Annotated in this window: 24 protein-coding genes; 14 read left to right on the forward strand and 10 right to left on the reverse strand. The window is 73.9% G+C overall.

Features of this window, described 5'->3' with window-relative positions:
- Window positions 1-98: 98 nt before the first annotated feature.
- The gene (locus E4U92_RS02080) at window positions 99-1,448 is read left to right on the forward strand and encodes a chloride channel protein (RefSeq protein WP_137298495.1); all 1,350 of its coding nucleotides are present in this window, start codon (window positions 99-101) and stop codon (window positions 1,446-1,448) included.
- Here E4U92_RS02080 and gad read toward each other — a convergent pair.
- The 3 genes from gad to E4U92_RS02095 all read right to left on the reverse strand — a co-directional run bounded on the left by gad (window position 1,432) and on the right by E4U92_RS02095 (window position 4,843).
- Complete coding sequence (gene gad, locus E4U92_RS02085) at window positions 1,432-2,823, reverse strand: glutamate decarboxylase (RefSeq protein ID WP_373311547.1); 1,392 nt, start codon at window positions 2,821-2,823, stop codon at window positions 1,432-1,434. The two genes, E4U92_RS02080 and gad, sit on opposite strands and share 17 nt — an antisense overlap.
- Before the next feature lie 181 nt (window positions 2,824-3,004).
- Entirely contained in the window at window positions 3,005-3,418 is a 414-nt protein-coding gene (locus tag E4U92_RS02090; RefSeq protein WP_174863643.1) for a DUF7144 family membrane protein, read from the reverse strand.
- Between the two features lie 117 nt (window positions 3,419-3,535).
- Entirely contained in the window at window positions 3,536-4,843 is a 1,308-nt protein-coding gene (locus E4U92_RS02095) for a hypothetical protein (RefSeq protein WP_229862768.1), read from the reverse strand.
- A 194-nt stretch (window positions 4,844-5,037) separates the two neighbouring features.
- Between E4U92_RS02095 and E4U92_RS02100 the strand changes: the two genes are divergently transcribed.
- From E4U92_RS02100 to E4U92_RS02120, 5 genes are all read left to right on the forward strand, one after another.
- On the forward strand, window positions 5,038-5,481 hold the full coding sequence (locus E4U92_RS02100) for a DUF6325 family protein (protein WP_174863645.1): 444 nt from the start codon (window positions 5,038-5,040) through the stop codon (window positions 5,479-5,481).
- 58 nt (window positions 5,482-5,539) lie between these two features.
- The gene (locus tag E4U92_RS02105) at window positions 5,540-5,836 is read left to right on the forward strand and encodes an SHOCT domain-containing protein (RefSeq protein WP_137298497.1); all 297 of its coding nucleotides are present in this window, start codon (window positions 5,540-5,542) and stop codon (window positions 5,834-5,836) included.
- 62 nt (window positions 5,837-5,898) lie between these two features.
- The gene (locus E4U92_RS02110) at window positions 5,899-7,299 is read left to right on the forward strand and encodes a DUF2252 domain-containing protein (RefSeq protein WP_137298498.1); all 1,401 of its coding nucleotides are present in this window, start codon (window positions 5,899-5,901) and stop codon (window positions 7,297-7,299) included.
- A 140-nt stretch (window positions 7,300-7,439) separates the two neighbouring features.
- Window positions 7,440-8,237, forward strand: a complete 798-nt coding sequence (locus tag E4U92_RS02115; protein ID WP_137298499.1) for a J domain-containing protein — start codon at window positions 7,440-7,442, stop codon at window positions 8,235-8,237.
- Between the two features lie 84 nt (window positions 8,238-8,321).
- Window positions 8,322-8,651, forward strand: a complete 330-nt coding sequence (locus tag E4U92_RS02120) for a rhodanese-like domain-containing protein (RefSeq protein ID WP_137298609.1) — start codon at window positions 8,322-8,324, stop codon at window positions 8,649-8,651.
- A gap of 49 nt (window positions 8,652-8,700) precedes the next feature.
- Here E4U92_RS02120 and E4U92_RS02125 read toward each other — a convergent pair whose 3' ends face one another.
- Genes E4U92_RS02125 through paaA form a run of 5 tightly spaced genes read right to left on the reverse strand, consistent with a single transcriptional unit; the run spans window position 8,701 to window position 12,377 of the window.
- Window positions 8,701-9,762: a 2Fe-2S iron-sulfur cluster-binding protein gene (locus tag E4U92_RS02125; RefSeq protein WP_137298500.1), complete on the reverse strand. Its 1,062-nt coding sequence runs from the start codon at window positions 9,760-9,762 to the stop codon at window positions 8,701-8,703.
- Window positions 9,762-10,355: a 1,2-phenylacetyl-CoA epoxidase subunit PaaD gene (gene paaD / locus E4U92_RS02130; protein WP_137298501.1), complete on the reverse strand. Its 594-nt coding sequence runs from the start codon at window positions 10,353-10,355 to the stop codon at window positions 9,762-9,764. Before paaD ends, E4U92_RS02125 begins: the two co-directional genes overlap by 1 nt.
- A complete protein-coding gene (paaC, locus tag E4U92_RS02135; protein ID WP_137298502.1) occupies window positions 10,349-11,080 on the reverse strand; it encodes a 1,2-phenylacetyl-CoA epoxidase subunit PaaC in 732 nt (243 codons plus the stop codon). Before paaC ends, paaD begins: the two co-directional genes overlap by 7 nt.
- Window positions 11,077-11,364: a 1,2-phenylacetyl-CoA epoxidase subunit PaaB gene (gene paaB, locus E4U92_RS02140; RefSeq protein WP_067242028.1), complete on the reverse strand. Its 288-nt coding sequence runs from the start codon at window positions 11,362-11,364 to the stop codon at window positions 11,077-11,079. The genes paaC and paaB overlap by 4 nt, the downstream gene beginning before the upstream one ends.
- Window positions 11,361-12,377 (reverse strand): 1,2-phenylacetyl-CoA epoxidase subunit PaaA, encoded by a 1,017-nt coding sequence (gene paaA, locus E4U92_RS02145; RefSeq protein WP_137298503.1) that lies wholly within the window; start codon window positions 12,375-12,377, stop codon window positions 11,361-11,363. The genes paaB and paaA overlap by 4 nt, the downstream gene beginning before the upstream one ends.
- A gap of 291 nt (window positions 12,378-12,668) precedes the next feature.
- Here paaA and E4U92_RS02150 point away from each other — a divergent pair, with 291 nt between their 5' ends.
- Genes E4U92_RS02150 through E4U92_RS02160 form a run of 3 tightly spaced genes read left to right on the forward strand, consistent with a single transcriptional unit; the run spans window position 12,669 to window position 15,552 of the window.
- On the forward strand, window positions 12,669-13,466 hold the full coding sequence (locus E4U92_RS02150) for a DUF5819 family protein (protein WP_137298504.1): 798 nt from the start codon (window positions 12,669-12,671) through the stop codon (window positions 13,464-13,466).
- Complete coding sequence (locus E4U92_RS02155) at window positions 13,463-14,776, forward strand: HTTM domain-containing protein (RefSeq protein ID WP_137298505.1); 1,314 nt, start codon at window positions 13,463-13,465, stop codon at window positions 14,774-14,776. Before E4U92_RS02150 ends, E4U92_RS02155 begins: the two co-directional genes overlap by 4 nt.
- On the forward strand, window positions 14,773-15,552 hold the full coding sequence (locus E4U92_RS02160; RefSeq protein WP_137298506.1) for a TrmH family RNA methyltransferase: 780 nt from the start codon (window positions 14,773-14,775) through the stop codon (window positions 15,550-15,552). The genes E4U92_RS02155 and E4U92_RS02160 overlap by 4 nt, the downstream gene beginning before the upstream one ends.
- 14 nt (window positions 15,553-15,566) lie before the next feature.
- Here the strand turns inward: E4U92_RS02160 and paaN are convergent, their stop codons facing one another.
- Window positions 15,567-17,258, reverse strand: coding sequence for a phenylacetic acid degradation protein PaaN (gene paaN / locus E4U92_RS02165; RefSeq protein WP_137298507.1), 1,692 nt, complete (start codon window positions 17,256-17,258; stop codon window positions 15,567-15,569).
- Window positions 17,259-17,418: 160 nt separating this feature from the next.
- Here paaN and E4U92_RS02170 point away from each other — a divergent pair, with 160 nt between their 5' ends.
- Together E4U92_RS02170 and E4U92_RS02175 are read left to right on the forward strand one after the other, a co-directional pair.
- Window positions 17,419-18,933, forward strand: coding sequence for a 3-hydroxyacyl-CoA dehydrogenase (locus tag E4U92_RS02170; protein WP_137298508.1), 1,515 nt, complete (start codon window positions 17,419-17,421; stop codon window positions 18,931-18,933).
- Window positions 18,930-19,520 (forward strand): TetR/AcrR family transcriptional regulator, encoded by a 591-nt coding sequence (locus E4U92_RS02175; protein ID WP_137298509.1) that lies wholly within the window; start codon window positions 18,930-18,932, stop codon window positions 19,518-19,520. The genes E4U92_RS02170 and E4U92_RS02175 overlap by 4 nt, the downstream gene beginning before the upstream one ends.
- Window positions 19,521-19,578: 58 nt before the next feature.
- Here E4U92_RS02175 and E4U92_RS02180 read toward each other — a convergent pair whose 3' ends face one another.
- Complete coding sequence (locus E4U92_RS02180) at window positions 19,579-20,064, reverse strand: Lrp/AsnC family transcriptional regulator (RefSeq protein ID WP_137298610.1); 486 nt, start codon at window positions 20,062-20,064, stop codon at window positions 19,579-19,581.
- A 190-nt stretch (window positions 20,065-20,254) separates the two neighbouring features.
- On the opposite strand from E4U92_RS02180, the gene pdhA reads away from it, so the two are divergent.
- Genes pdhA through E4U92_RS02195 form a run of 3 tightly spaced genes read left to right on the forward strand, consistent with a single transcriptional unit; the run spans window position 20,255 to window position 23,900 of the window.
- Entirely contained in the window at window positions 20,255-21,388 is a 1,134-nt protein-coding gene (gene pdhA, locus E4U92_RS02185; protein ID WP_137298510.1) for a pyruvate dehydrogenase (acetyl-transferring) E1 component subunit alpha, read from the forward strand.
- Entirely contained in the window at window positions 21,388-22,392 is a 1,005-nt protein-coding gene (locus E4U92_RS02190; protein WP_137298511.1) for an alpha-ketoacid dehydrogenase subunit beta, read from the forward strand. The genes pdhA and E4U92_RS02190 overlap by 1 nt, the downstream gene beginning before the upstream one ends.
- Window positions 22,392-23,900 carry a dihydrolipoamide acetyltransferase family protein gene (locus E4U92_RS02195; RefSeq protein ID WP_137298512.1) on the forward strand — a complete coding sequence of 503 codons (1,509 nt, stop codon included), beginning with the start codon at window positions 22,392-22,394 and terminating at the stop codon, window positions 23,898-23,900. The genes E4U92_RS02190 and E4U92_RS02195 overlap by 1 nt, the downstream gene beginning before the upstream one ends.
- Window positions 23,901-23,929: the final 29 nt, after the last annotated feature.

A 23,929-nucleotide genomic window follows, 5' to 3' on the forward strand; every position in this document is an offset into this window, starting at 1 on the left:
CGCCCCGTCCGCCGGGTGACATCGTGTGACGGGCCGTCACGCCGTGGGCGTGGGCGCGGCGGTGCCCGAGTGCGGCGATCCTTCAAGGGGTTGAGGACATGGCGGCCGATGGCACAGGAGCACCCGCGGCGCAGCCGCGCGACCCGCTCGCCGTCGTCCGCGGGCGCGGATACCCGGTGCTCCTGGTGCTGGCCGCCGTCCTCGGCGCTCCCGTCGCCGCGGTGGCGTTCGGTTTCCTCGCGCTGACCGACAAGCTCCAGTCCTGGACCTACACCGACCTGCCCCGGGCCCTCGGCTTCGAGGGCACCCCGTCCTGGTGGCCGGTGCCGCTGCTCGCCGTGGCCGGTCTGCTGACGGCGCTGACCATCCGCCACCTGCCGGGGACGGCCGGCCACCGGCCCACCGAGGGGCTGTCGGCCAAGGGCGCCCCGCCGGCCCGTGACCTGCCCGGCGTCGTCCTCGCGGCGCTGACCTCCCTCGGGCTGGGCGCGGTCCTCGGCCCGGAGGCACCGCTGATCGCGCTGGGCGCCGGACTGGGCGCGGCCGCCGTACGGCTCGTCGTCCGCGGCGCACCGCCGAACGTGGTCGCGGCGATGGGAGCGGCCGGGAGCTTCGCCGCGATCAGCACGCTCCTCGGTTCACCGCTGCTCGGGGCGTTCCTGCTGATGGAGGCGTCCGGGCTCGGTGGCGCGGTGCTCGACGTGGTGCTGGTGCCGGGCCTGCTCGCCTCCGGCATCGGCGCGCTGATGTTCACCGGCCTGGGCTCGTGGACCGGCCTGGGCACCTATTCGCTGACGCTGCACGACATCCCGCACGCGCACGCCCCCACCGCCGCCGAGTTCGGCTGGGCCCTGGTCACCGGGGTGGCCGCCGCCTGCGTCGGCCAGGGGATCAAACGGCTCGGCGTCCTGCTCGAGGCCCGCATCGCACCCAGGGCGGTGCGCGGCACCGTGCTCGCGGGCCTGGCCGTCGGGGCGCTCGCCCTGGCCTACGCCGAGGGCAGCGGGAGGGCCGCCTCCGAGGTGCTGTACTCCGGCCAGAACGCGCTGGGCCCCCTGCTGGACGGCAGTGCGCGCTACTCGGTCGGTGCCCTCCTGCTGCTGCTCGTGTGCAAGGCCCTCGCCTACGGGGTGTCCATGAGCTGCTTCCGGGGCGGCATGGTCTTCCCGTCCATGTTCGTGGGCGCGGTGGGCGGCATCGCGCTGTCCCACTGTCCCGGACTGTCCCTGGCGCCGGCGTTCGCGATGGGCGTCGGCGGCATGTGCGTGGCCGTCCTCCGGCTCCCCCTGACGTCCGTGCTCCTGGCCACGCTGCTCATGGGGAGCGACGGCCTGACGGTCATGCCGCTGGTCATCACGGCGGTCGCGGTCGCCTACGTCACCTCCCTGCGCCTGGAGCCGGCGGCTCCCGCGGCGGGGCGGGCCGGCGGCGTCAGTGGTGGAAGCTGACGCGGTCCTCGTCCCGCGGGTGTCCCTTCTCGAGGCGCGTGACCGCCCGGCGGATGTCCTCCGCGAGGAGTTCGATCTCGTCCCGGTCGACGCCGTGCCGCACGAGCACCCGCTGGATCACCGTCTCCTGGCGGTCGGGCGGCAGCGGGTAGGACGGCACCTGCCAGCCGCGCATCCGGAGCTGGTCGGACAGGTCGTACAGGCTCCAGCCGACCGAGCCGGGGTCGGTCAGGGTCCAGGAGACGGCGGGCAGGGCCCCGGTGCCGTCGTAGAGCAGGGTGAAGGGGCCCATGGCGGCGATCTGCCGGGCGAGGTGCTGGGCCGTGTCGGCGCACGCCTGGTAGACGAGCCGGTACCCCTCGCGGCCCAGGCGCAGGAACATGAAGTACTGGGCGACGACCTGGCCGCCGGGGCGGGAGAAGTTCAGGGCCAGGGTGGGCATGTCGCCGCCGAGGTAGTCGACGTGGAAGACCAGGTCGTCCGGCAGTGCCGCCTTGTCGCGCCACAGCGCCCAGCCCACGCCGAGGGGGGCCATGCCGTACTTGTGGCCGGAGGCGTTGATCGAGGCGACCCTCGGCAGGCGGAAGTCCCACTCCAGGCCGGGGTGGAGGAAGGGGGCGATGAACCCGCCCGACGCCGCGTCGACGTGCACGGGCACGTCGAGGCCGGTCTCGGCCTGGATGCGGTCGAGTTCGGCCGCGATCTCCGCCACGGGCTCGTAGGTGCAGGTGTAGGTCACCCCGAGGATCGCCACGACGCCGATGGTGTTCTCGTCGACGTACGGGCGGAGCTGGTGGGCCTGCAGGCCGGTCGCGCCCGGCTCCACCGGCACCTGGCGCAGTTCGACGTCGAAGTAGCGGGCGAACTTCTCCCAGCAGACCTGTACCGGCCCGCACACCAGGTTCGGCCGGTCGGCCGGCCGGCCCTCGGCGCGCCGGCGGTCGCGCCAGCGCCACTTCAGGGCGAGCCCGCAGAGCATGGCGGCCTCGCTGGAACCGGTGGTGGAGCACCCCACGGCGGGTGCGGACCCGTCGGCGCCGGGGGGCGCGTGCCACAGGTCGGCGAGGATGTTGACGCACCGGGACTCGATCTCGGCGGTCTGCGGGTACTCGTCCTTGTCGACGATGTTCTTGTCCAGGCACAGGTCCATCAGGCGGCGGACCTCGTCGTCGGTCCAGGTGGTGCAGAACGTGGCGAGGTTCTGCGCCGCGTTGCCGTCGAGGAGCAGCTCGTTGCGCAGCAACTGGTAGACGACGCCCGGCCGGGCCGGGAAGTCCGGCATGGTCCGCTTGGACAGGGGCTGCTCGCTGATCGGCGAGGTGAAGATGTCGGCGGCCGCGTCGATGACCGTCTTCTTGGCTTTGTGCAGGGCCACGGGTGGCACCTCTCACTCGGGCGTGCTGTCTTGCGTGCTGTCTCGCGAAGGCCGGGCCGGGGCCGGTGGCGTGCGTCGGTCCGGGGCGCGTCAGGGGTGGTCGCGAGGTGCGGGGACCCGCGTAGCACTTCGCCGCCGCACCTCGCGGGGCCACGCAGCCCCCTGCCTCGGGTGCCTCGGGTCAGGGCTCCCGCCGCACGACGCACAGCGCCCAGATGACGAAGGCGTACAGCGCGATCAGGGTGAGGGACCAGAACGGGTAGTACGGGATCGACAGGAAGTTCGCGATGATCAGCAGGGCCGCGATGCCGACCCCGACGACCCGGGCCCACGTGGCGCGCGTGAAGAGGCCGGCGCTCACGGCCATCGCGATCACCCCGAGGATGAGCTGGATCCAGCCCCATCCGGTCAGGCTGAACTTGAAGACGTAGTTGGGGGTGGAGAGGTACACGTCGTCGTCGGCGATCGCCATGATCCCCCGGAAGAAGTCCAGGACGCCGGCGATGAACAGCAGGACGGCGGCGAACGCCGTCAGCCCGCCGGCCCAGGACTGGGCGGTGTCCGAGCGGGGGGTCGTGCTCATGGTTCTGCTCATGGTCGATTCCTCACTTTCTCGGTGAGCCGCAGCGAGCTGCACTCCGCTTCCGAGCATGGGCGAGGACTCCGGGCGGGGAACCACCCGTAACGGGTGAGGCCGGTGAGGTGGATCGCCCTATGTCCCTGGCTCGGGCGCGTCCAGGAACTCGCGGATCGCGAAGCCCGCGAGGGTGATCACCGCCGTCCACACCACGACGGCCGTGGTCGGGTAGCTCCAGGTGAACAGCACGACGGCCGCGATCAGCAGGATGGCCGCGCCGATCCAGCGCTTGAAGCGGTGGACGAACCGTCCGACCGGGCCGAGCCGGAGCCCCGCCGAGGCGGCCACCTCGCGCAGGCCCCCGATGCCCCTGCGGCAGCCGGTCCGGGTGAACACGGCGATGCGGGACGGGCCGCAGAGGAAGGCGCCGGCGGCGGTGAAGAGGGCGACCGCGGCGAGCGCCCGCACACCGGCCCGGAGGAACTTGACCAGCGCGTCGTACACGGAGCCCGCGGCCGCCTGGGACGTCCCGGGGGGCAGGTGGTCGAGGTAGACGTCGCGGGCCACGGTGAGGCCGATGCCGAGCACCAGCATGGCGACGAACACCGCCAGCGCCGTCCCGATCACCGCGTGGCGGCGGTTGAACGCCACGTACACCCCGGCGGCGGCGATCAGCAGCGCGATGAGGGGCAGCCAGCCGCCGAGGATCTGCAGCACCCGCACGTAGGACCTGACCTTGCCGATGTCCTTCGACGCGAACACCACGAAGGTCGTGTGGACGGCCGGGATCTTCGAGGCGGCCGAGAAGCCGGCGTCGACGAGCTGGTTCTTGACGTCGGCGACGATCGGCCCCAGGTCGATGACGACCTGGTTGTCCTTCACCTCCACCGCGCCGTCGGACCGGCCCGTCAGGGCCTTGTCCAGCGCCGCGTGGGCCCTGCGGTTGCCGTTCACCCAGACGGTCTCGAAGGCGCTGCTGGTGACCACCCGCTCCACCGTGCTGTCGACCAGCTGCTTGAGCCCGTTGTCGATGGGGCCCTTCAGGTTGCCCAGCAGCTCGGTCAGCCGGGGCGGGACGCCCTGTTGGCCGGCCGCGTCCGTCAGCTCCTTGACCAGCGCGTCCACGTCGATCTGCGCGAGGACGGCGGTGGTGACGCGGTTGGTGACCGCCTTCTGCACATCGGGGTCGCTCGCCAGCGGTCCGACGGTGGCGACGTAGCGGTCGGTGTCCTGCACGATGCTGTTCGCCCACACCGCGACGACGGACAGCAGCGACAGCAGCGCGGCGAGCAGGATCAGCAGGACCGAGCCGAGCGAGCGGAACGGGTGGTGCCGCGATGCCCCGGGCGGGCCGGCGCTCTCCAGCGCGTGCACCCGCTCCCGCAGCGCCTCCAGCTCACCGCGCTCCTGGGCCGGGAGCCCGCCGCCACCGCTGTCGCTCATGGTCACCAGCAGATGCGTGCGGAGCGCCGGGCGCGACCGGGGCGGGACCGGGCGGGTGACCGGCGTACCGGGGTGAGCCGGGGTGACCGGGGTGACCGTACGGAGGTGCGACCGGCGTGGCCCGGTGATGCAATGGGGGGGACGTGACGCGGGGGGTGTCCCAGGGGGAAGCCGCGAGCACCAGAGGTGACGCCGTGAGCGACGCATTCGAAGAAGTGGGCCCGATCGACTACCTCGTCGTCGAGTTCCCCGGGAACCGGATGACCGGCGAGGGACTCCCCCTCCTCGTCGACCTGGTGGACCGCGGCCTCATCCGCGTCCTGGACCTGCAGTTCGTCCGCAAGGACGAGGACGGCACCGTGACCGGGCTGGAGATCGCCGACCTCGACGGCGACGGACGGCTCGACCTGGCCGTCTTCGAGGGCGCCTCGTCGGGGCTCCTGGGCCAGGACGACCTCGAGCAGGCGGCCGCCGCGCTGGAGCCCGGCACCTCCGCAGGCATCCTCATCTACGAGAACCGGTGGGCGGCGCCGTTCGCGGCCGCCCTGCGCCGCGGCGGGGCCCGGATGGTCGCCTCCGGACGCATCCCGGTGTCCGACCTCGTGGCCGCCCTGGACGCGGTCGAGGCCACGCAGTAGGCACAGCGCTCGCGAGGGCGTTCAGGTTCGTCAGGTTCAGGGCAGAAGGGACACAGCCATGCCAGGTCTCCTCCGCGGGGTCGCGCGGACCGCCATCGTCGCCGGGACCGCGACCGCCGTCTCCAACCGGGTGTCACGCCGGCAGCAGGGGCGGTGGGCGGCGCAGCAGGGCTACGAAGCGCCCCCGGCGCAACCGGCGTACCAGGCCGAGCCGCCCGCGGCTCCGGCGCCTCCGGCCGCCCCCGACATGACCAGCAAGATCGATCAGCTCAAGCAGCTCGGCGATCTCAAGGCGCAGGGCGTGCTCACCCAGGCCGAGTTCGAGGAGCAGAAGCGGGTGATCCTCGGCTCCTGACCGCGTGCGGTTGTACCGTCTGCACGAGTTGACGGCGTACGGGTACGGGGGAGGCGGTCGGGATGACCGGGTCCGGGGTGCGGTTGCCGCACGTGCGGGGGTTCGCGCGGTGGCCGGTCGAGGGGGGCTCGCCCAAGGAGGAGGGCAAGGCCCTGCGGCGCCGTGTGCCGCGCGGGGCGCACGCCGGGTTCGACCCGGACCCGGGCCGCCCGGACGCGGTGGCCGCGGTGGAGGAGTCCAACCGGGGCCGCATACCGGAGCTGACGCCGATACGGGTGGGGCGGATGGCGGCTTCGCCCTTCGCCTTCCTGCGCGGCTCGGCGGGCCTCATGGCCCACGACCTCGCCCGCACCCCGGTGACCGGGGTCGGCGCGCAGATCTGCGGTGACGCCCACGCGGGGAACTTCGGCCTGTACGGCGACGCGCGCGGCGGCCTGGTGATCGACCTCAACGACTTCGACGAGACGGTCGACGGACCCTGGGAGTGGGACCTCAAGCGCCTGGCCGCGTCGCTGGTGCTGGCGGGCCGCGAGGCCGGCGCCGACGAGGACACCTGCCGGGCCGCGGCCCACGACGCCGCGGGCGCCTACCGCCGCACGATGCGCCTGCTGGCCCGGCTGCCCGTGCTCGACGCGTGGAACGCCATCGCCGACGAGGAACTGGTCTCCCACACCGACGCGCACGACCTGCTGGGCACGCTCGACCGGGTCTCGGAGAAGGCGCGCGCCAACACCAGCGGGCGGTTCGCCGCGCGGTCGACCGAGCCCACCGAGGACGGCGGCCGGCGCTTCGTGGACGCGGCGCCGGTGCTGCGCCGGGTCCCGCACGCGGAGGCGGTGGCGGTCAGCGCGGCGCTGGAGGACTACCTGGCGACCCTGCCGGAGGACCGCCACCCGCTGCTGTCCCGGCACGCCGTGCACGACGTCGCCTTCCGCATCGTCGGCACGGGCAGCGTGGGCACCCGCTCCTACGTCGTGCTGCTCCTGGACCACCGCGGCGAGCCGCTGGTCCTCCAGGTGAAGGAGGCCCGCCCGTCGGCGCTGGTGCCGCACCTGCGCACGGCCGGCTTCGAGGTGCCCCCCGTCGAGCACGAGGGCCGCCGGGTGGTGCTGGGCCAGAAGCGCATGCAGGTGGTCAGCGACGTGCTGCTGGGCTGGACGACCGTCGACGGGCGCCCCTACCAGGTGCGGCAGTTCCGCAACCGCAAGGGCAGCGTCGACCCGGCCGCCCTCGCCGCCGACCAGATCGACGACTACGGCCGCATGACCGGCGCCCTCCTGGCCCGCGCCCACTCCCACAGCGCGGACCCCCGGCTGATCTCCGGGTACTGCGGGAAGAACGAGGAACTGGACGAGGCCGTCGCCGCCTTCGCCGTCGCCTACGCCGACCGCACGGAAGCGGACCACGCGGACCTGCTGGCGGCGGTGCGGTCGGGGAGGGTCGCGGCGGAGACGGGGGTGTGACGAGGGGGTGCCGGGGGGCGGTGCCAGGGGTGGGACGACGGTGTGCCAGGGCCGGCGCCGGGGGTGGCGCCGGTGCGGCCGGATCGGCCGTGTCCCCGGCGTCCCCCGGGGGCCCGTCGGGCGTGGCCTACGCTGGTCGGGTGACGACCCCCGAAGCTGAGCAGGCGCGGCCCGAGGAGCGGCTGGAGCGGGCCGTGCGCGCCGCCGAGCAGGCGCTGATCGAGTTCGAGATCGCCGTGGAGACCTTCCGCGTCGAGGTGGAGAATTTCTCCCGGCTGCACCACCAGAAACTGGGCCCGATGTACGCCCGGATCGACGAGCTGGACGCCCTGATCGCCGAGGCGCGGGCCGCCCGCACCGGCGACCCCGAGGACCGGCGCCTGGCCGAGGAGGCGCGGGCGCGGGTGCTGCCCATGCCGGGGGTCGAGGAGCTGTTCCACGGCTGGATGGACGGCGACGGCCTGTTCCCGGAGGCCGCCGCGATGCTCACCGACCAGTCGGTGCGGCCCCCGGAGCGGGTGCGCCCCAGCGACGAGGCCCGCAGGCTCTACCGCGACCTGGCCCGCAAGGCCCACCCCGACCTCGCCCGCGAGGAGGACGACCGCAAGCGGCGCGAGGAGTTCCTCACCCGCGTCAACGCCGCCTACGCCCGCGGTGACGAGGCCCTGCTGCGCGAGCTGGCCGAGGAGTGGGCGGCCGGTCCGGTGCCGCCGCAGGACCGGCCCGGCCGCAGCGAGGAGCTGTACGCCCGCCTGGAGTGGCTGGCCCGGCGCAAGGAGATGCTGACCCAGGTCGCCAGTGAGCTGGAGGGCAGCCCGATCGGCTCGATGCTCCGGCTGGCTCCCGACGACCCCGACGGCCTCCTGGACGAGATCGCCGAGAAGCTGCTCGCCGACGTGGCGGCCCGCGAGGCGGAACTGGCCGGGCTGCTGGGCTGAGCCCGTCGGGTGCCGGGATCCGTGGGGCCGGTGGGGACCGCCGTCGCGTCGGGTAGCGTCGGACGCATGAGTTTCGGAGCTGGTGTGCCCACGGTCGAGGTCGGGGACCTCAAGGACGGCGACTTCCTGCTGGACGTCCGCGAGGACGACGAGTGGCAGGCGGGACACGCCGCCGGTGCCCTGCACATCCCCATCAGCGAGTTCGTCGCCCGCTACGGCGAGCTGACCGAGGCCGCCCCGCAGGACGGCCGGGTCAACGTGATCTGCCGCTCCGGCGGCCGGTCCGCCCAGGTCACGATGTACCTGGTGCAGCAGGGCATCGACGCCGTGAACGTCGCCGGCGGCATGCAGCACTGGGAGGCCGCCGGCCGCCCCGTGGTCACGGACGCGGGCGGACCGGGCTTCGTCGTCTGAGCCGCCCCTGCCCGTACCTGCTGGCGTGCCGGCGTGCCGGTCTACCGGTCTACCGGTCGAAGTCCAGCTCCACGGCCTCCGTCACCGGGTGCGACTGGCACGCGAGCACGTACCCGGCGTCGGTCTCCTCCGGTTCCAGGGCGAAGTTGCGGTCCATGCGGACCTCGCCGGAGACCAGGAAGGCCCGGCAGGTGCCGCACACCCCGCCCTTGCAGGCGTAGGGCGCGTCGGGCCGGTTGCGCAGCACCGTCTCCAGCAGGGACTCGCCCTCCTGGACCGGCCAGGTGCCGCCGCGGCCGTCGAGGCGTGCGGTGACCGTGCTGTGCGCGGGCGCCGCGGTGGTGACCGCGGGGGCGACCGGGTCCACGTGGAAGATCTCCTCGTGGATCCGCGCCCGCGGCACCCCGAGGTCCCGCAGGGCCCGCTCGGCGCCCTGCACCAGCCCGTACGGCCCGCACAGGAACCAGCCCGCCACCGCCTCCACCGGCACGAGCGCCGGCAGCAGCCCCGTCAGCCGCTCCCGGTCCAGCCGCCCGGACGGCAGCCCCGCCTGCTGCTCCTCCCGCGACAGCACGGTGACCAGCTGGAACCGCTGCGGATACCGGTCCTTGAGGTCGGCCACCTCCTCCAGGAACATCGTCGAGGCCGCCGTGCGGTCGCCGCGCACCAGGCAGAACCGCGCCCGCGGCTCCCGCTCCAGCAGCGTCGAGACGATCGACAGGACCGGGGTGATGCCGCTGCCGCCGACGACCGCCGCGTACAGCCCGGGAGCCGGTTCGAGGGTGAAGCGCCCGGCCGGCGTCATGACCTCGACCTCGTCGCCGACCTGCATCTCCTTCAGCGCAAACGTCGAGAAGGCCCCGCCCTCGACCAGCCGCACCCCGACCCGCAGCGTGCGCGGTCCCGCCTCGCCGGGGGCCGGCGCGGGGGAGCAGATCGAGTACGTCCGCCGCACCTCGACGCCGTCGGCCACGCGCCGCAGGGCGAGGTGCTGGCCGGGCGCGTGCCGGAACTCCGGCCGCAGCTCCTCGGGCACCTCGAAGGTGAGGGCGACGGAGTCGTCGGTGAGCCGCTCCACCGCGGCCACCGGGAGCGTGTGGAAGCGGGCCATCACAGCTCCTTGAAGTGGTCGAAGGGTTCGCGGCAGGCCAGGCAGCGGCGCAGCGCCTTGCACGCGGTGGAGGAGAACCGGCTGAGCAGCTCGGTGTCGCCGGAGCCGCAGTGCGGGCAGCGCACCGGCTCCAGCGGCTCGGCGGCGGTGCCGGTGCCGCCGCCGGTGCCGGCCCGGGTGCGGGTCGCGCCCAGGGTCACGGGGACCGGTCCGGACGCGGACCGGGTACGCGGGGGCGCGATGCCGAACTCCCGCAGCTTGCGGCGCCCTTCGGCCGAGATGTCGTCCGTGGACCAGGCGGGCGCGAGCACGGTGCGCACGGTCACCTCGCGCACCCCGTGGGCGCGCAGGACGCGCTCGATGTCCACCGACATCGCCTCGATCGCGGGGCAGCCGGTGTAGGTCGGGGTGAGCTCGACCTCGACGGCGTCCGCGTCCGTCCCGCGCACGTGCACCGCGCGCACCACGCCCAGTTCGCGCAGGGTGAGCACGGGCAGCTCGGGGTCGGGCACCGAGCCGGCGACCTCCAGCAGCTCGGCCTCCAGCGTGCGCGCCTCGAGCAGTCGGGCTTCCAGCGGGGTGGGGGTCACCATGACGCCCCCGGGTGGCTGCGGTGCAGGTGCTGCATCTCGGCCAGCATCCGGCCGAACGGCTCGGTGTGCAGGCCCTGCCGGCCCGCGCCCGCCGTCCACGCCCCCGACCGGGGGCCCTCGGGCACGTCGAGGGTGGACCGGCGCAGGACGTCCTCGACGGACGCCAGCCACTCGGCCTCCAGGGCCCCGCCGTCGACGTCCACCCCCTCCACCGGCTGGAACATCTCCCCGGTGAACCGCCACAGGGCCGCGCAGGCCCGGTTCATCCGGGTGTGGCTCTCCTCGGTGCCGTCCCCGAGGCGCAGGGTCCACTGCTCGGCGTGGTCGCGGTGGTAGGCGGTCTCCTTCACGGCCTTCGCGGCGAGCGGCGCGAACGGGCCGTCCCCGGCGGCGAGCCGGGCGTACAGCAGGTGCTGGTAGGTGGAGAAGTAGAGCTGGCGGGCGATGGTGTGGGCGAAGTCGCCGTTGGGCTGTTCGACGAGCTGGAGGTTGCGGAAGGCGCGCTCCTCGCGCAGGTAGGCGAGCTGGTCCTCGTCGCCGGCCATTGACAGCAGGACCCGGGCCTGGCCCAGCAGGTCCAGCGCGATGTTGGCGAGCGCGACCTCCTCCTCCAGGACGGGCGCGTGGCCCATCCACTCCCCCAGCCGGTGGGAGAGCACCAGGGCGTCGTCGCCGAGGGCGAGCGCGGCGGACGCGGTGGGCGTGTCGGTCGACGGCGCGGTCACAGGTGCTGCACCCCTTCCGGGATCTCGTAGAAGGTGGGGTGCCGGTAGGGCTTGTCGGCGGCCGGCTCGAAGAACGGGTCCTTCTCGTCGGGCGAGGACGCGGTGATCGCCGCCGACGGCACGACCCAGAGGGACACGCCCTCGCCGCGCCGGGTGTACAGGTCGCGCGCGTTGCGCAGGGCCAGCTCGGCGTCCGGCGCGTGCAGGCTGCCGGCGTGGGTGTGGGACAGTCCGCGGCGCGAGCGGACGAAGACCTCCCACAGGGGCCAGTCGGTGGTGGTCATGCCTGCGGTGCTCCTGTCGTGTGCTTGGCGGCGTGGGCTGCGGCGGCCTCGCGGACCCAGGCGCCCTCGTCGTGGGCGCGGCGGCGCTGCGTGATGCGCTGCTCGTTGCACGGGCCGTTGCCCTTGAGGACCTCCCGGAACTCCGTCCAGTCGATGGCGCCGAAGTCGTGGTGCCCCCGCTCCTCGTTCCACCGGAGGTCCGGGTCGGGCAGGGTGAGGCCGAGGGACTCGGCCTGGGGGACGCAGATGTCGACGAAGCGCTGGCGAAGCTCGTCGTTGGAGTGGCGCTTGATCTTCCAGGCCATCGACTGCGCGGAGTGCGCGGACTCGTCGTCGGGCGGGCCGAACATCATCAGCGACGGCCACCACCAGCGGTCCACCGCGTCCTGCGCCATGGCGTGCTGCTCGGGGGTGCCCTTGCTCAGGGCCAGCAGCAGCTCGTAGCCCTGGCGCTGGTGGAAGGACTCCTCCTTGCAGATGCGCACCATCGCGCGGGCGTAGGGCCCGTAGGAGCAGCGGCACAGCGGCACCTGGTTGGTGATCGCGGCGCCGTCCACCAGCCAGCCGATCGCGCCGACGTCCGCCCACGTCAGCGTCGGGTAGTTGAAGATCGAGGAGTACTTCTGGCGGCCCGAGTGCAGCTTGTCCAGCAGCTCGTCGCGGCCGGTGCCGAGCGTCTCGGCCGCGCTGTACAGGTACAGCCCGTGGCCCGCCTCGTCCTGGACCTTGGCCATCAGGATCGCCTTGCGGCGCAGGGAGGGCGCACGCGTGATCCAGTTGGCCTCCGGCTGCATGCCGATGATCTCCGAGTGCGCGTGCTGCGCGATCTGCCGGACCAGCGTGGCGCGGTAGGCGTCGGGCATCCAGTCGCGCGGTTCGATGCGCTCGTCGGCGGCCACCGCGGCGTCGAAGGCGCGCGCGAGGGCGTCGTCGGCGTCGGTGCTGCCGGCGGTGCCGTCCCTGCCCGTGCCCGGCTGGGTGCGGGCCGTCTGTTGCGCGGCTGCTGTCGCCATGCGGTCCCCCTCGACCTCGGTGTCTGGTGTTCGGCTGCGCGTCCGGTCGTCCGGCTTCCACCGGTCTGCGGGACCGGCTCCCGACCGATCGTTCGGTTCGTGCGATTCCATGGTGGGATGCCCGTCGTAAGGTGTCAACCGCTGTGGATGACCGACGTGGCTGCGCCGGGCGCCGGGGCTGAGTACCTTTCCGTGGGACCGCCGCGCTACGGCCGTCCGGGTGACTCCGGGCGGGGCGGTCGCAGCGACGGGCGGGAAGCGGACGGCGGGGACATAGGGGAACGGGGCGGAATGAACACGCACGACGGAGGCGCCGACGCCCCGGAGGCAGGGGAAGCCGAGCGGTCCGAGCGGTCCGAGCGGTCCGGGGGTGCCCAGGCGGTGGCCGAGACGCCCGGTGCGCCGGAGACGTCGCAGCCGCCGCCCCCCGCCGGCGAGCCGCGCACCGGCCTGGCCGCCCTCTCCCCCCGCTACCGGATCGGGGCCGCCGTGGCCGTCGCGGTCGTCGCCGTCGCCGTGTGCGTGCACCTCGGGATGGTGTTCCTGCACATCGCGCCGTCGAACACGGTGACCAAGGCGCACGGCAAGGCGATCGACGACTGGATCTACCCGGAGTTCGAGCAGAACTGGAAGCTGTTCGCGCCGAACCCGCTCCAGCAGAACGTCGCCGTGCAGGTACGCGCGCAGGTGCGGACGGCCGACGGCGGTTCGCGCGAGACCGGCTGGTACGACCTGTCCGCGCAGGACGGCCGGGCCATCGACGGCAACCTGCTGCCGAGCCACACGCAGCAGAACGAGCTGCGCCGCGCCTGGGACTTCTTCACCGCCACGCACGACAACGGCAACCGCGCCGCGGGCGTGCGCGGCACGCTGTCGGAGACGTACCTGCGCCGGATCGTGGTGCTGCGCCTGGAGCGGGGCGGCGCGGCCGGTGCCGGCGGCGCGGTCGAGCGGGTACAGGTCCGCTCCCGCACCACCAACGTGGCGGCGCCGTCCTGGAGCCGGGAGAAGGTCTCGACCGACCCGTCCTACCGGGTCCTGCCGTGGTGGAGCGTGTCCGGCGACGAGGCCCGCGGAGGGGTGCAGTGAATCGGTTCTCCCTGTGCGTCTCCCGGGGCATCGCCCGGGTCACCGAGTCCGCCTCCGGGCCGTACCAGAGTGCCGTCGTGCGCATCGGCCTCGCCGGGACCTGGCTGCTGTTCCTGCTGCGCGAGCTGCCCCACCGCGCCGAGCTGTACGGTCCCGACGGCCCGTGGAGCTGGTCGCTGGCCCGGCGGCTCATCGACACCAACGGTGCCTTCACGGCGCTGATGTGGGGCGACTCGCGCGCGTGGTTCGAGATCGTCTACGCGCTCGCCGTGCTGTCCGCCGCGCTGCTGCTGGTGGGCTGGCGCACCCGCACGATGTCGGTGCTGTTCATGGTCGGTGTGCTCTCGCTGCAGAACCGCAGCGTGTTCGCCGGCGACGGCGGCGACAACGTGCTGCACCTGATGTCCATCTACCTGGTCTTCACCCGCTGCGGTCAGGTGTGGTCGCTGGACGCGCGGCGGGCCCGGCGCGCGGACGCGGCCCGCGCGCGGGGCGAGGAGGTCACCGACCGCGTCGGGCCCCTGCTGTGGTGCGTGACGGGGTTCGCGCTGGTGGCGGTGACGTCGGCGGGGCGGCTCTTCGAGAGCGAGTGGACCGTGCCGGTGCTGCTGTGGGCGGTCTGGCTCGCGCAGGCGGTGTGGTGGCTCGTCGGCCGGCGGGCCGGGTCCGGCGAGCCGCGGATCCTGGCCGACGTCGTGGCGAACCTCCTGCACAACGGCGCGCTGGTGGTCATCATGGCCGAGGCGTGCCTGATCTACGCCACGGCCGGCTGGTACAAGATCCAGGGTTCGCGCTGGCAGGACGGCACCGCGGTCTACTACCCGCTGCACCTGGACTACTTCTCCCCCTGGCCCGCGCTCGGCGACCTGCTGGCCGCCAGCGGCACCATGGTCATGCTCGTCACCTACGGGACGGTCATCGTGCAGGTGGCGTTCCCGTTCACGCTGTTCAACCGGCGCGTCAAGAACGTCCTGCTGGTGATCATGATGATCGAGCACGCCGTGATCGCGGTGGTGCTCGGGCTGCCGTTCTTCTCGCTGGCGATGATCGCGGCGGACTCGGTGTTCCTGCCGACCTCGTTCCTGCGCCGCCTCGGCGGCTGGGCGGCACGCGCGCGGGCCGCCGTGCTCGCCGGGAGCGACGGCACCGCCCGCGGGCGGCGGGGCGAGGACGAGCCGGAGGACGCGGCCGGGGAGACCGAGCACACCGAGAACGCCGAGGGTGCCGAGCACACCGCGCACACCGAGCACACCGAGGGCGCCAAGGGCGACGAGGACGCCGAGGACGCGCGCATAGGCTTCACGCCATGACCGACCCCGCGGACCCCGCCGCCGACCCCGTGCGGCGGTGGCGGCGCCTCGTCGACACCGGCACCGCCGTCCTGCTCGACGGCTTCCACACCCTCAAGCACGCGGTGCGCTTCGGCGCCGACGTCCCGGTCGCGGTGACCGCCGACCGGGAGGCCGCGCTGGCCCTCGCCGACGACCTCGCACCCGACGTGCGCGAGCCGCTGGCCGCGCTGCTGGCGCAGGTGCCGAGGGCGACGTACGAGGCGCTGGTGCCGCGCCCGCACCCCACGGCCGTGGCCGCCCTGGCGGTACGGCCGCCCCGGGAGGCCAATCTCGCCGCGCTGGCCCGCGGGCCGCGCCGGGCGCCCGTCGTGGTCCTGGACAACCCGCGCAACCTCGGCAACGCGGGCGCCGTGATCCGGCTGGCCGCCGGCTTCGGGGCGACCGGCGTGGTCACCACCGGCACGCTCGACCCCTGGCACCCCACGGTGGTGCGCGGCGGGGCCGGGCTGCACTTCGCGACCGCCGTGGAGCGGCTGGACGTCGAAGAGCTGCCGCCCGGCCCGGTGTTCGCGCTCGACCCGGAGGGCGACGACCTCCGGGCGGTGCGGCTCCCGGACGACGCCGTCCTCGCCTTCGGCTCCGAGCGCGCCGGCCTGTCCGCGGCCCTGCGCGCCCGCGCCGACCACCTGCTCGCCCTGCCCATGCGCCCCCAGGTCTCCAGCTACAACCTGGCGACCAGCGTGGCCATGACGCTGTACCACTGGAGCACCACGGGCTTCGGCGAACCGGCCTAGCAGCCGTCTCGTGGCTACGCCTCCCGGCGGACTTCGACCACCCGGAAGCGGTTCGCGACGAACGCGCCGTCGCACAGGGCGGCGTTCGCGGCCGGGTTGCCGCCCGAGCCGTGGAAGTCGGAGAAGGCGGCCGTCTGGTTGACGTACACCCCGCCGGTGAGGTTGAGGGAGAGCTGCGCGGCCTCCTCCAGGCAGACCTCCTGGACGGCCTCCTCGACCTCCGGGTCGGTCGTGTACGCGCCGACCGTCATCGCGCCCTTCTCGCGCACCGTCCGCCGCAGCAGCTCGACGGCGTCCGCGGCGGAGTCGACCGCGACGGCGAAGGACACCGGGCCGAAGCACTCGCTCATGTAGGCGGCCTCGGCGTCGGGCTTGGCACCGTCCAGCTTGACCAGGACCGGTGTGCGCACGACCGCGCCGGGGAAGTCCGGGTTGGTCACCTCGCGGGAGGCGAGGGCGACCTCGCCGAGGCCCGCGGCGGCCTCCAGCCGGGCCTTGACGTCCGGGTTGACGATCGCGCCGAGGAGGGCGTTGGCCCGCGCGTCGTCCCCGAGCAGGCCGTCGATCGCGCGCGCGAGGTCGGCGACGACCTCGTCGAAGGTCTTGGGGCCCTGGTCGGTGCGGATGCCGTCGCGGGGGATGAGCAGGTTCTGCGGGGTGGTGCACATCTGGCCGCTGTACAGGGACAGCGAGAACGCCAGGTTGGACAGCATGCCCTGGTAGTCGCCGGCGGACTCCACGATCACCGTGTTGACGCCGGCCTTCTCCGTGTAGACCTGCGCCTGGCGGGCGTTGGCCTCCAGCCAGTCGCCGAAGGAGGTCGAGCCGGTGTAGTCGATGATCCGGATCTCGGGCCGGGTGGCGAGGGTCTTGGCGATGCCCTCGCCGGGGCGCTCGGCGGCGAGCGCGACCAGGTTGGGGTCGAACCCGGCCTCGGTGAGCACCTGGCGGGCCACCTGCACGGTCAGCGCGAGCGGCAGCACCGCGCGCGGGTGCGGCTTGACCAGGACGGCGTTGCCGGTGGCCAGGGAGGCGAACAGGCCCGGGTAGCCGTTCCACGTCGGGAAGGTGTTGCAGCCGATGACCAGGCCGATGCCGCGCGGGACCGGCACGAACTGCTTGGTGAGCGCGAGCGGGTCGCGCTTGCCCTGCGGCTTGGTCCACTCGGCGGTGTCGGGCGTGCGGACCTGCTCCACGTACGCGTAGGCCACGGCCTCCAGGCCGCGGTCCTGGGCGTGCGGGCCGCCCGCCTGGAACGCCATCATGAACGCCTGGCCGGAGGTGTGCATGACCGCGTGCGCGAACTCGTGGGTCCGGTCGCTGATCCGCTTGAGGATCTCCAGGCAGACCACCGCGCGGACCTCCGCGCCCGCGTCCCGCCAGGCGCGCTGACCGGCCTTCATCGCGGGCAGCAGCACGTCGAGGTCGGCGTGCGGGTAGCTCACGCCCAGCTCGATGCCGTACGGCGAGACCTCGCCGCCCACCCAGTCGTCGGTGCCGGGCTGGCCGAAGTCCAGGCGGGTGCCGAGGACGGCGTCGAAGGCCGCCTTGCCCGCCGCCATGTCCAGGCTGCCGTTCTCCCCGTAGGCCTTGGGGTGCTCGGGGTGGGGGGACCAGTACGCGCGCGTGCGGATGGCCTCCAGCGCCTGGTCGAGGGTCGGCCGGTGCTGGGCGATCAGGTCGTGGGCGGTCAGTTCGGCGGCCATACGGGACCAACTCCTCGTCTCGGGAACTCCTCGTCGAGTTCATGACCTGGGCGGAAACCTGGGCGGGAACGCACGGTCAGGGCTAGAGTAACCGAACGATCGGTCGGGACAAGGGGGCCTGCCGCATCTGTGGAAAACCCCGTGCGGGAGGATCGCGCACATGACAGCACTCGACCTCAGCAGCCCCGTGGCCGTCGTCGGCACCGGCACCATGGGCCAGGGCATCGCCCAGGTCGCGTTGGTCGCCGGCCACCCCGTACGGCTGTACGACGCCGTCCCGGGCCGGGCCCGGGAAGCGGCCGCCGCGATCGGCGCCCGCCTCGACCGGCTGGTCGAGAAGGACCGGCTCACCGCGGCCGACCGGGACGCGGCCCGCGCCCGGCTGCGGCCCGCGGACGACCTGGCCGGGCTCGCCGACTGCGCCCTGGTCGTGGAGGCCGTCCTGGAGCGCCTCGACGTCAAGCAGGAGCTGTTCCGCGCCCTGGAGGAGATCGTCTCCCCGGACTGCCTGCTCGCCACCAACACCTCCTCCCTGTCGGTGACGGCCATCGGCGGCGCCCTGAGCCACCCGGGCCGCTTCGTGGGCCTGCACTTCTTCAACCCGGCGCCGCTGCTGCCGCTGGTCGAGGTGGTCTCCGGGTTCGCCACCGACGTCACCTCCGCCACGCGCGCGTACGAGACCGCCCGCGCCTGGGGGAAGACCCCGGTCGCCTGCGCGGACACCCCCGGCTTCATCGTCAACCGCATCGCCCGGCCCTTCTACGCCGAGGCGTTCGCCGTGTACGAGGCGCAGGCCGCCGACCCGGCCACCATCGACGCGGTGCTGCGCGAGTCGGGCGGGTTCCGGATGGGCGCGTTCGAACTGACCGACCTGATCGGGCAGGACGTCAACGAGTCGGTCACGCACTCCGTGTGGCAGTCCTTCTTCCAGGACGTGCGTTTCACGCCGTCCCTGGCCCAGCGCCGGCTGGTCGAGTCCGGCCGCCTCGGCCGCAAGACCGGCCGCGGCTGGTACGACCACCGCGACGGCGCCGAGCGCCCCGAGCCGCACACCGCCGACAAGCGGCAGCCGCCCGCGTACGTCGTCGCCGAGGGCGACCTGGGCCCGGCCTCCGAGCTGCTCGCGATGATCCGCGAGGCGGGCATCGAGGTCCGCGAGGAGGCCGAGGACAACGGCACCCGGCTGGTGCTGCCCGGCGGCGGCCAGCTCGTCCTCGCCGACGGGCAGACCTCCGTGGAGTTCCGCGACGTCGTCTACTTCGACCTGGCGCTGGACTACCGCAGGGCCACCCGCATCGCCCTGTCCGCCTGCCAGGACACCGGCGCGCGGACGGTGTCCGAGGCGACCGGGCTGTTCCAGGCGCTGGGCAAGGACGTCAGCCTCATCGGTGACGTGCCCGGCATGATCGTCGCCCGCACGGTGGCCCGGATCATCGACCTCGCGTACGACGCCGTCGCCAAGGGCGTGGCCACCGAGGAGGACGTCGACACCGCGATGCGCCTGGGCGTGAACTACCCCCTCGGCCCCTTCGAGTGGAACCGGCGCCTGGGCCGCACCTGGGCCTGCTCGGTCCTGGACGACCTGCACCAGCGCGATCCCTCGGGGCGGTACGCGCCGTCGCTCGCCCTGTACCGTCACTCCTTCGCCACCGACCAGCGGGAGGGCACCTCGTGACCACCGCCAAGCGCGACACGTACACCCCGGAGACGCTGCTCTCGGTCGCCGTGCAGGTCTTCATCGAGCGCGGCTACGACGGCACGTCCATGGAGCACCTGTCCAAGGCGGCCGGCATCTCCAAGTCGTCGATCTACCACCACGTGGCCGGCAAGGAGGAGCTGCTGCGCCGGGCCGTGAGCCGGGCGCTGGACGGCCTGTTCGGGATCCTGGAGGAGGAGCACGCGCGCGAGGGACGCCCGGCCGACCGCCTGGAGTACGTCGTACGGCGCATGGTCGAGGTGCTGATCGCCGAGCTGCCCTACGTGACGCTGCTGCTGCGCGTGCGGGGCAACACCGCCACCGAGCGCTGGGCGCTGGAGCGGCGCCGGGACTTCGACCACCGGGTCGCCGAGCTGCTCAAGGCGGCCGCCGCGGACGGGGACGTGCGCGAGGACGTGGAGGTGCGGCTGGCCACCCGGCTGGTCTTCGGGATGATCAACTCCATCGTGGAGTGGTACCGCCCGGACGTCCGCGGCATGAGCGAGCGCGACGTGGCGGACGCCGTCGCCCGGCTGGTCTTCGGGGGCCTGCGCAACGTGTCCTGACCCGCCGGCCGCCGCGTGCCGCCGGGGTTCCGCGACGGCGGTGCGCCGGCGCCGCGGCTCAGCCCTGCGGCTCCACGTCCTCCTCCTCGAACACCAGCAGCGTGCGCGTGCTGAGCACCTCGGGGATCGCCTGGAGCCGGGTGAGCACCAGCTCGCGCAGGGCGCGGTTGTCCGGGGTGTGCACCAGGAGCAGCACATCGAAGTCTCCGCCGACCAGGGAGATGTGCGCGGCGCCGGGCAGGCGGCGCAACTGCTCGCGGACCGTGCGCCAGGTGTTCTGGACGATCTTGAGCGTGATGTACGCGGACGTGCCGTGCCCGGCGCGCTCGTGGTCCACGCGCGCGCCGAAGCCGCGGATGACGCCGTCCTCGACGAGCCGGTTGATGCGGGCGTAGGCGTTGGCGCGCGAGACGTGGACGCGTTCGGCGACCGACCGGATCGAGGCGCGGCCGTCCGCCTGGAGCATGCGCAGGATGTCCTGGTCTATGGCGTCCAGGGGCCGAGGGGGCGGCAGGGGCACCCCCGGGTCGGGCCCTTCGGCCATTTGTTCAGACGCCATGTCCCCCCGCCTCCCTGCCCTGGACGTACTGCGTCCATGTGAAGCTGTGCAGAACCGTTTGTCCACAGCCTGGGGCCACCCGTAGCCAAAATGTGCCGACGACCGAACAATCGGTAGGTGAGACGGGTCACAGCCGATCCGCCTCCCGTAGCCGCTCCCACGAGGAGGTGCCGTCATGACGGTCATGGAGCAGCGAGGCGCTTACCGGCCCACGCCGCCGCCCGCCTGGCAGCCCCGTATGGACCCCGCGCCGCTGCTGCCCGACCCGGAGCCCTACCGCGTCCTGGGCACGGAGGCCGCCGCCGGGGCCGACCCGGAGCTGCTGCGCCGGCTCCACGCCGAGCTGGTGCGCGGCCGGCGCTACAACGCGCAGGCGACCGCGCTCACCAAGCAGGGCCGCCTGGCCGTCTACCCCTCCAGCACCGGCCAGGAGGCCTGCGAGGTCGCCGCCGCGCTCGCGCTGGAGGAGCGCGACTGGCTCTTCCCCAGCTACCGCGACACGCTCGCCGCCGTCGCCCGGGGCGTGGACCCTGTCGAGGCGCTGACCCTGCTGCGCGGCGACTGGCACACCGGCTACGACCCCCGCGAGCACCGGGTGGCCCCCCTGTCCACCCCGCTCGCCACCCAGCTCCCGCACGCCGTCGGCCTCGCGCACGCCGCCCGCCTCAAGGGCGACGACGTGGTCGCGCTCGCCATGGTCGGCGACGGCGGCACCAGCGAGGGCGACTTCCACGAGGCGCTGAACTTCGCCGCCGTCTGGCAGGCGCCGGTGGTCTTCCTCGTGCAGAACAACGGCTTCGCCATCTCCGTCCCGCTCGCCAAGCAGACCGCCGCGCCCTCCCTGGCCCACAAGGCCGTCGGGTACGGCATGCCGGGCCGCCTGGTCGACGGCAACGACGCCGTCGCCGTCCTGGAGGTCCTCACGGACGCGGTGCGGCGCGCGCGGGCCGGCGGCGGCCCCACGCTCGTGGAGGCGATCACCTACCGCGTCGACGCGCACACCAACGCCGACGACGCCACCCGCTACCGCGGCGACGCCGAGGTCGAGACGTGGCGCGACCACGACCCGATCCTGCTGCTGGAGCGCGAGCTGACCGGGCGCGGGCTGCTCGACGAGGACGGCATCGACGCCGCCCGGCAGGACGCCGAGACGTTCGCCGCGGCCCTGCGCGAGCGCATGAACCAGGACCCGTCCCTGAACCCGATGGACCTGTTCGACCACGTCTACGCCGAGCCCACCCCGCAGCTGCGCGAGCAGCGCGCGCTGCTGACCGCCGAACTCGAGGCCGAGCAGGAGGGTTCCCACTGATGGCCACCGTCGCCCTCAAGCCGGCCACCATGGCGCAGGCCCTCACGCGCGCGATGCGCGACGCCATGGCCGAGGACCCCACGGTGCACGTGATGGGCGAGGACGTCGGCACCCTCGGCGGCGTCTTCCGCGTCACCGACGGCCTCGCCAAGGAGTTCGGCGAGGACCGCTGCACGGACACCCCGCTCGCCGAGGCCGGCATCCTCGGCACCGCCGTCGGCATGGCCATGTACGGGCTGCGCCCGGTCGTGGAGATGCAGTTCGACGCGTTCGCCTACCCGGCGTTCGAGCAGCTCGTCAGCCACGTCGCCCGGATGCGCAACCGCACCCGCGGCCGGATGCCCCTGCCGATCACGGTCCGCATCCCCTACGGCGGCGGCATCGGCGGCGTCGAGCACCACAGCGACTCCTCCGAGGCGTACTACATGGCGACCCCGGGCCTGCACGTCGTCACGCCCGCCACCGTCCCCGACGCCTACGGCCTGCTGCGCGCGGCGATCGCCTCCGACGACCCGGTCGTCTTCCTCGAACCCAAGCGGCTGTACTGGTCGAAGGACACCTGGAACCCGGACGACCCGCAGGCCGTCGAGCCGGTCGGCCGTGCCGTGGTGCGGCGCTCCGGCCGGAGCGCCACGCTGATCACCTACGGTCCGTCGGTGCCCGTGTGCCTCGAAGCCGCCGAGGCGGCCCGGGCGGAGGGCTGGGACCTGGAGGTCGTCGACCTGCGGTCCCTGGTGCCGTTCGACGACGAGACGGTCTGCGCCTCGGTCCGGCGGACCGGCCGCGCGGTCGTCGTGCACGAGTCGGGCTCCTTCGGCGGCCCGGGCGGGGAGATCGCGGCCCGCGTCACGGAGCGCTGCTTCCACCACCTGGAGGCACCGGTGCTGCGCGTCGCCGGCTTCGACGTCCCGTACCCGCCGCCCATGCTGGAGCGCCACCACCTGCCCGGCGTCGACCGCATCCTGGACGCCGTGGCGCGTCTGCAGTGGGAGGCCGGGAACTGATGGCACAGGTGCTGGAGTTCAAGCTCCCCGACCTCGGTGAGGGGCTCACCGAGGCGGAGATCGTGCGCTGGCTGGTCCAGGTCGGCGACGTCGTCGCGATCGACCAGCCGGTCGTCGAGGTCGAGACGGCCAAGGCGATGGTCGAGGTGCCCTGTCCCTACGGCGGTGTGGTCACCGCCCGCTTCGGCGAGGAGGGCACCGAACTGCCCGTCGGGGCACCGCTGCTGACCGTGGCGGTCGGCGCGGCGCCCTCCGACGGCCCCCAGGACGGCCCGGCCGACCGCTCCGGTGCCGCCCCGGCGCGCGGTGCGGCCGAGGGCTCCGGCAACGTCCTCGTCGGCTACGGCACCGGCGAGCCCCCGGCCCGTCGGCGCCGCGTGCGGCCCACGGCGCCGCTCACCCCGGCCGGCGCATCGGCCGGCGCCCCGGCCGCTCCCGCTGCGACGGCCGCCGTGCCGACCCGGGCCGACGTCGTCGGGAACGGTACACAGGGCGGCAACGGCACGCCGGGTACCGACGGCCTGCGACGCACCGACGGCGCCACCGCCCACGGGAACGGCACCGGCCCCTCGGCGCACGGCACCGGCACTCTCCGGGGCGAGGGGCCCGTCCCCGTGATCTCGCCCCTCGTCCGGCGCCTGGCCCGGGAGAACGGCCTGGACCTGCGGGAGCTGACCGGCTCGGGGCCCGACGGACTGATCCTGCGCGCCGACGTCGAGGACGCGCTGCGGGTCGCCGCCACGCGGGACCGCGCCACCCGGCAGCCGGCTCCGGCTCCCGCACCGGCATCCGGGTCCTCGGTGTCCTCCGCGCCCGCCGGAGGCATCCGCATCCCCCTCAAGGGCGTCCGGGGTGCCGTCGCCGACAAGCTCTCCCGCAGCCGGCGCGAGATCCCGGAGGCGACCTGCTGGGTCGACGCCGACGCGACCGAGCTGATGCGGGCCCGGTCCGCGATGAACGCGGCGGGCGGCCCGAAGATCTCCCTCCTCGCGCTGCTGGCCCGCATCTGCACGGCCGCCCTCGCCCGCTTCCCGGAGCTCAACTCCTCGGTGGACACGGAGGCCAGGGAGGTCGTCCAGTTCGACCACGTCCACCTGGGCTTCGCGGCGCAGACCGACCGGGGCCTGGTCGTGCCGGTGGTCCGGGACGCCCACGCGCGCGACGCCGAGGGGCTCACCGCCGAGTTCGCCCGGCTGACCGAGGCGGGCCGGGCCGGGACGCTCACCCCGGCCGACCTGACCGGCGGCACCTTCACGCTGAACAACTACGGCGTGTTCGGCGTCGACGGCTCCACGCCGATCATCAACCACCCGGAGGCGGCCATGCTCGGCGTCGGCCGCATCGTGCCCAAGCCGTGGGTGCACGAGGGGGAGCTGGCCGTGCGCCAGGTCGTCCAGCTCTCGCTCACCTTCGACCACCGGGTGTGCGACGGCGGCACGGCGGGCGGCTTCCTGCGCTACGTCGCCGACTGCGTGGAGCAGCCGGCGGTGCTGCTGCGCACGCTGTGACGGCGGGGCCGGCGCGTTCCCCTGTGATC

This window comes from Streptomyces galbus (assembly GCF_005280195.1).
GTDB classification, from domain to species: Bacteria; Actinomycetota; Actinomycetes; order Streptomycetales; family Streptomycetaceae; genus Streptomyces; species Streptomyces galbus.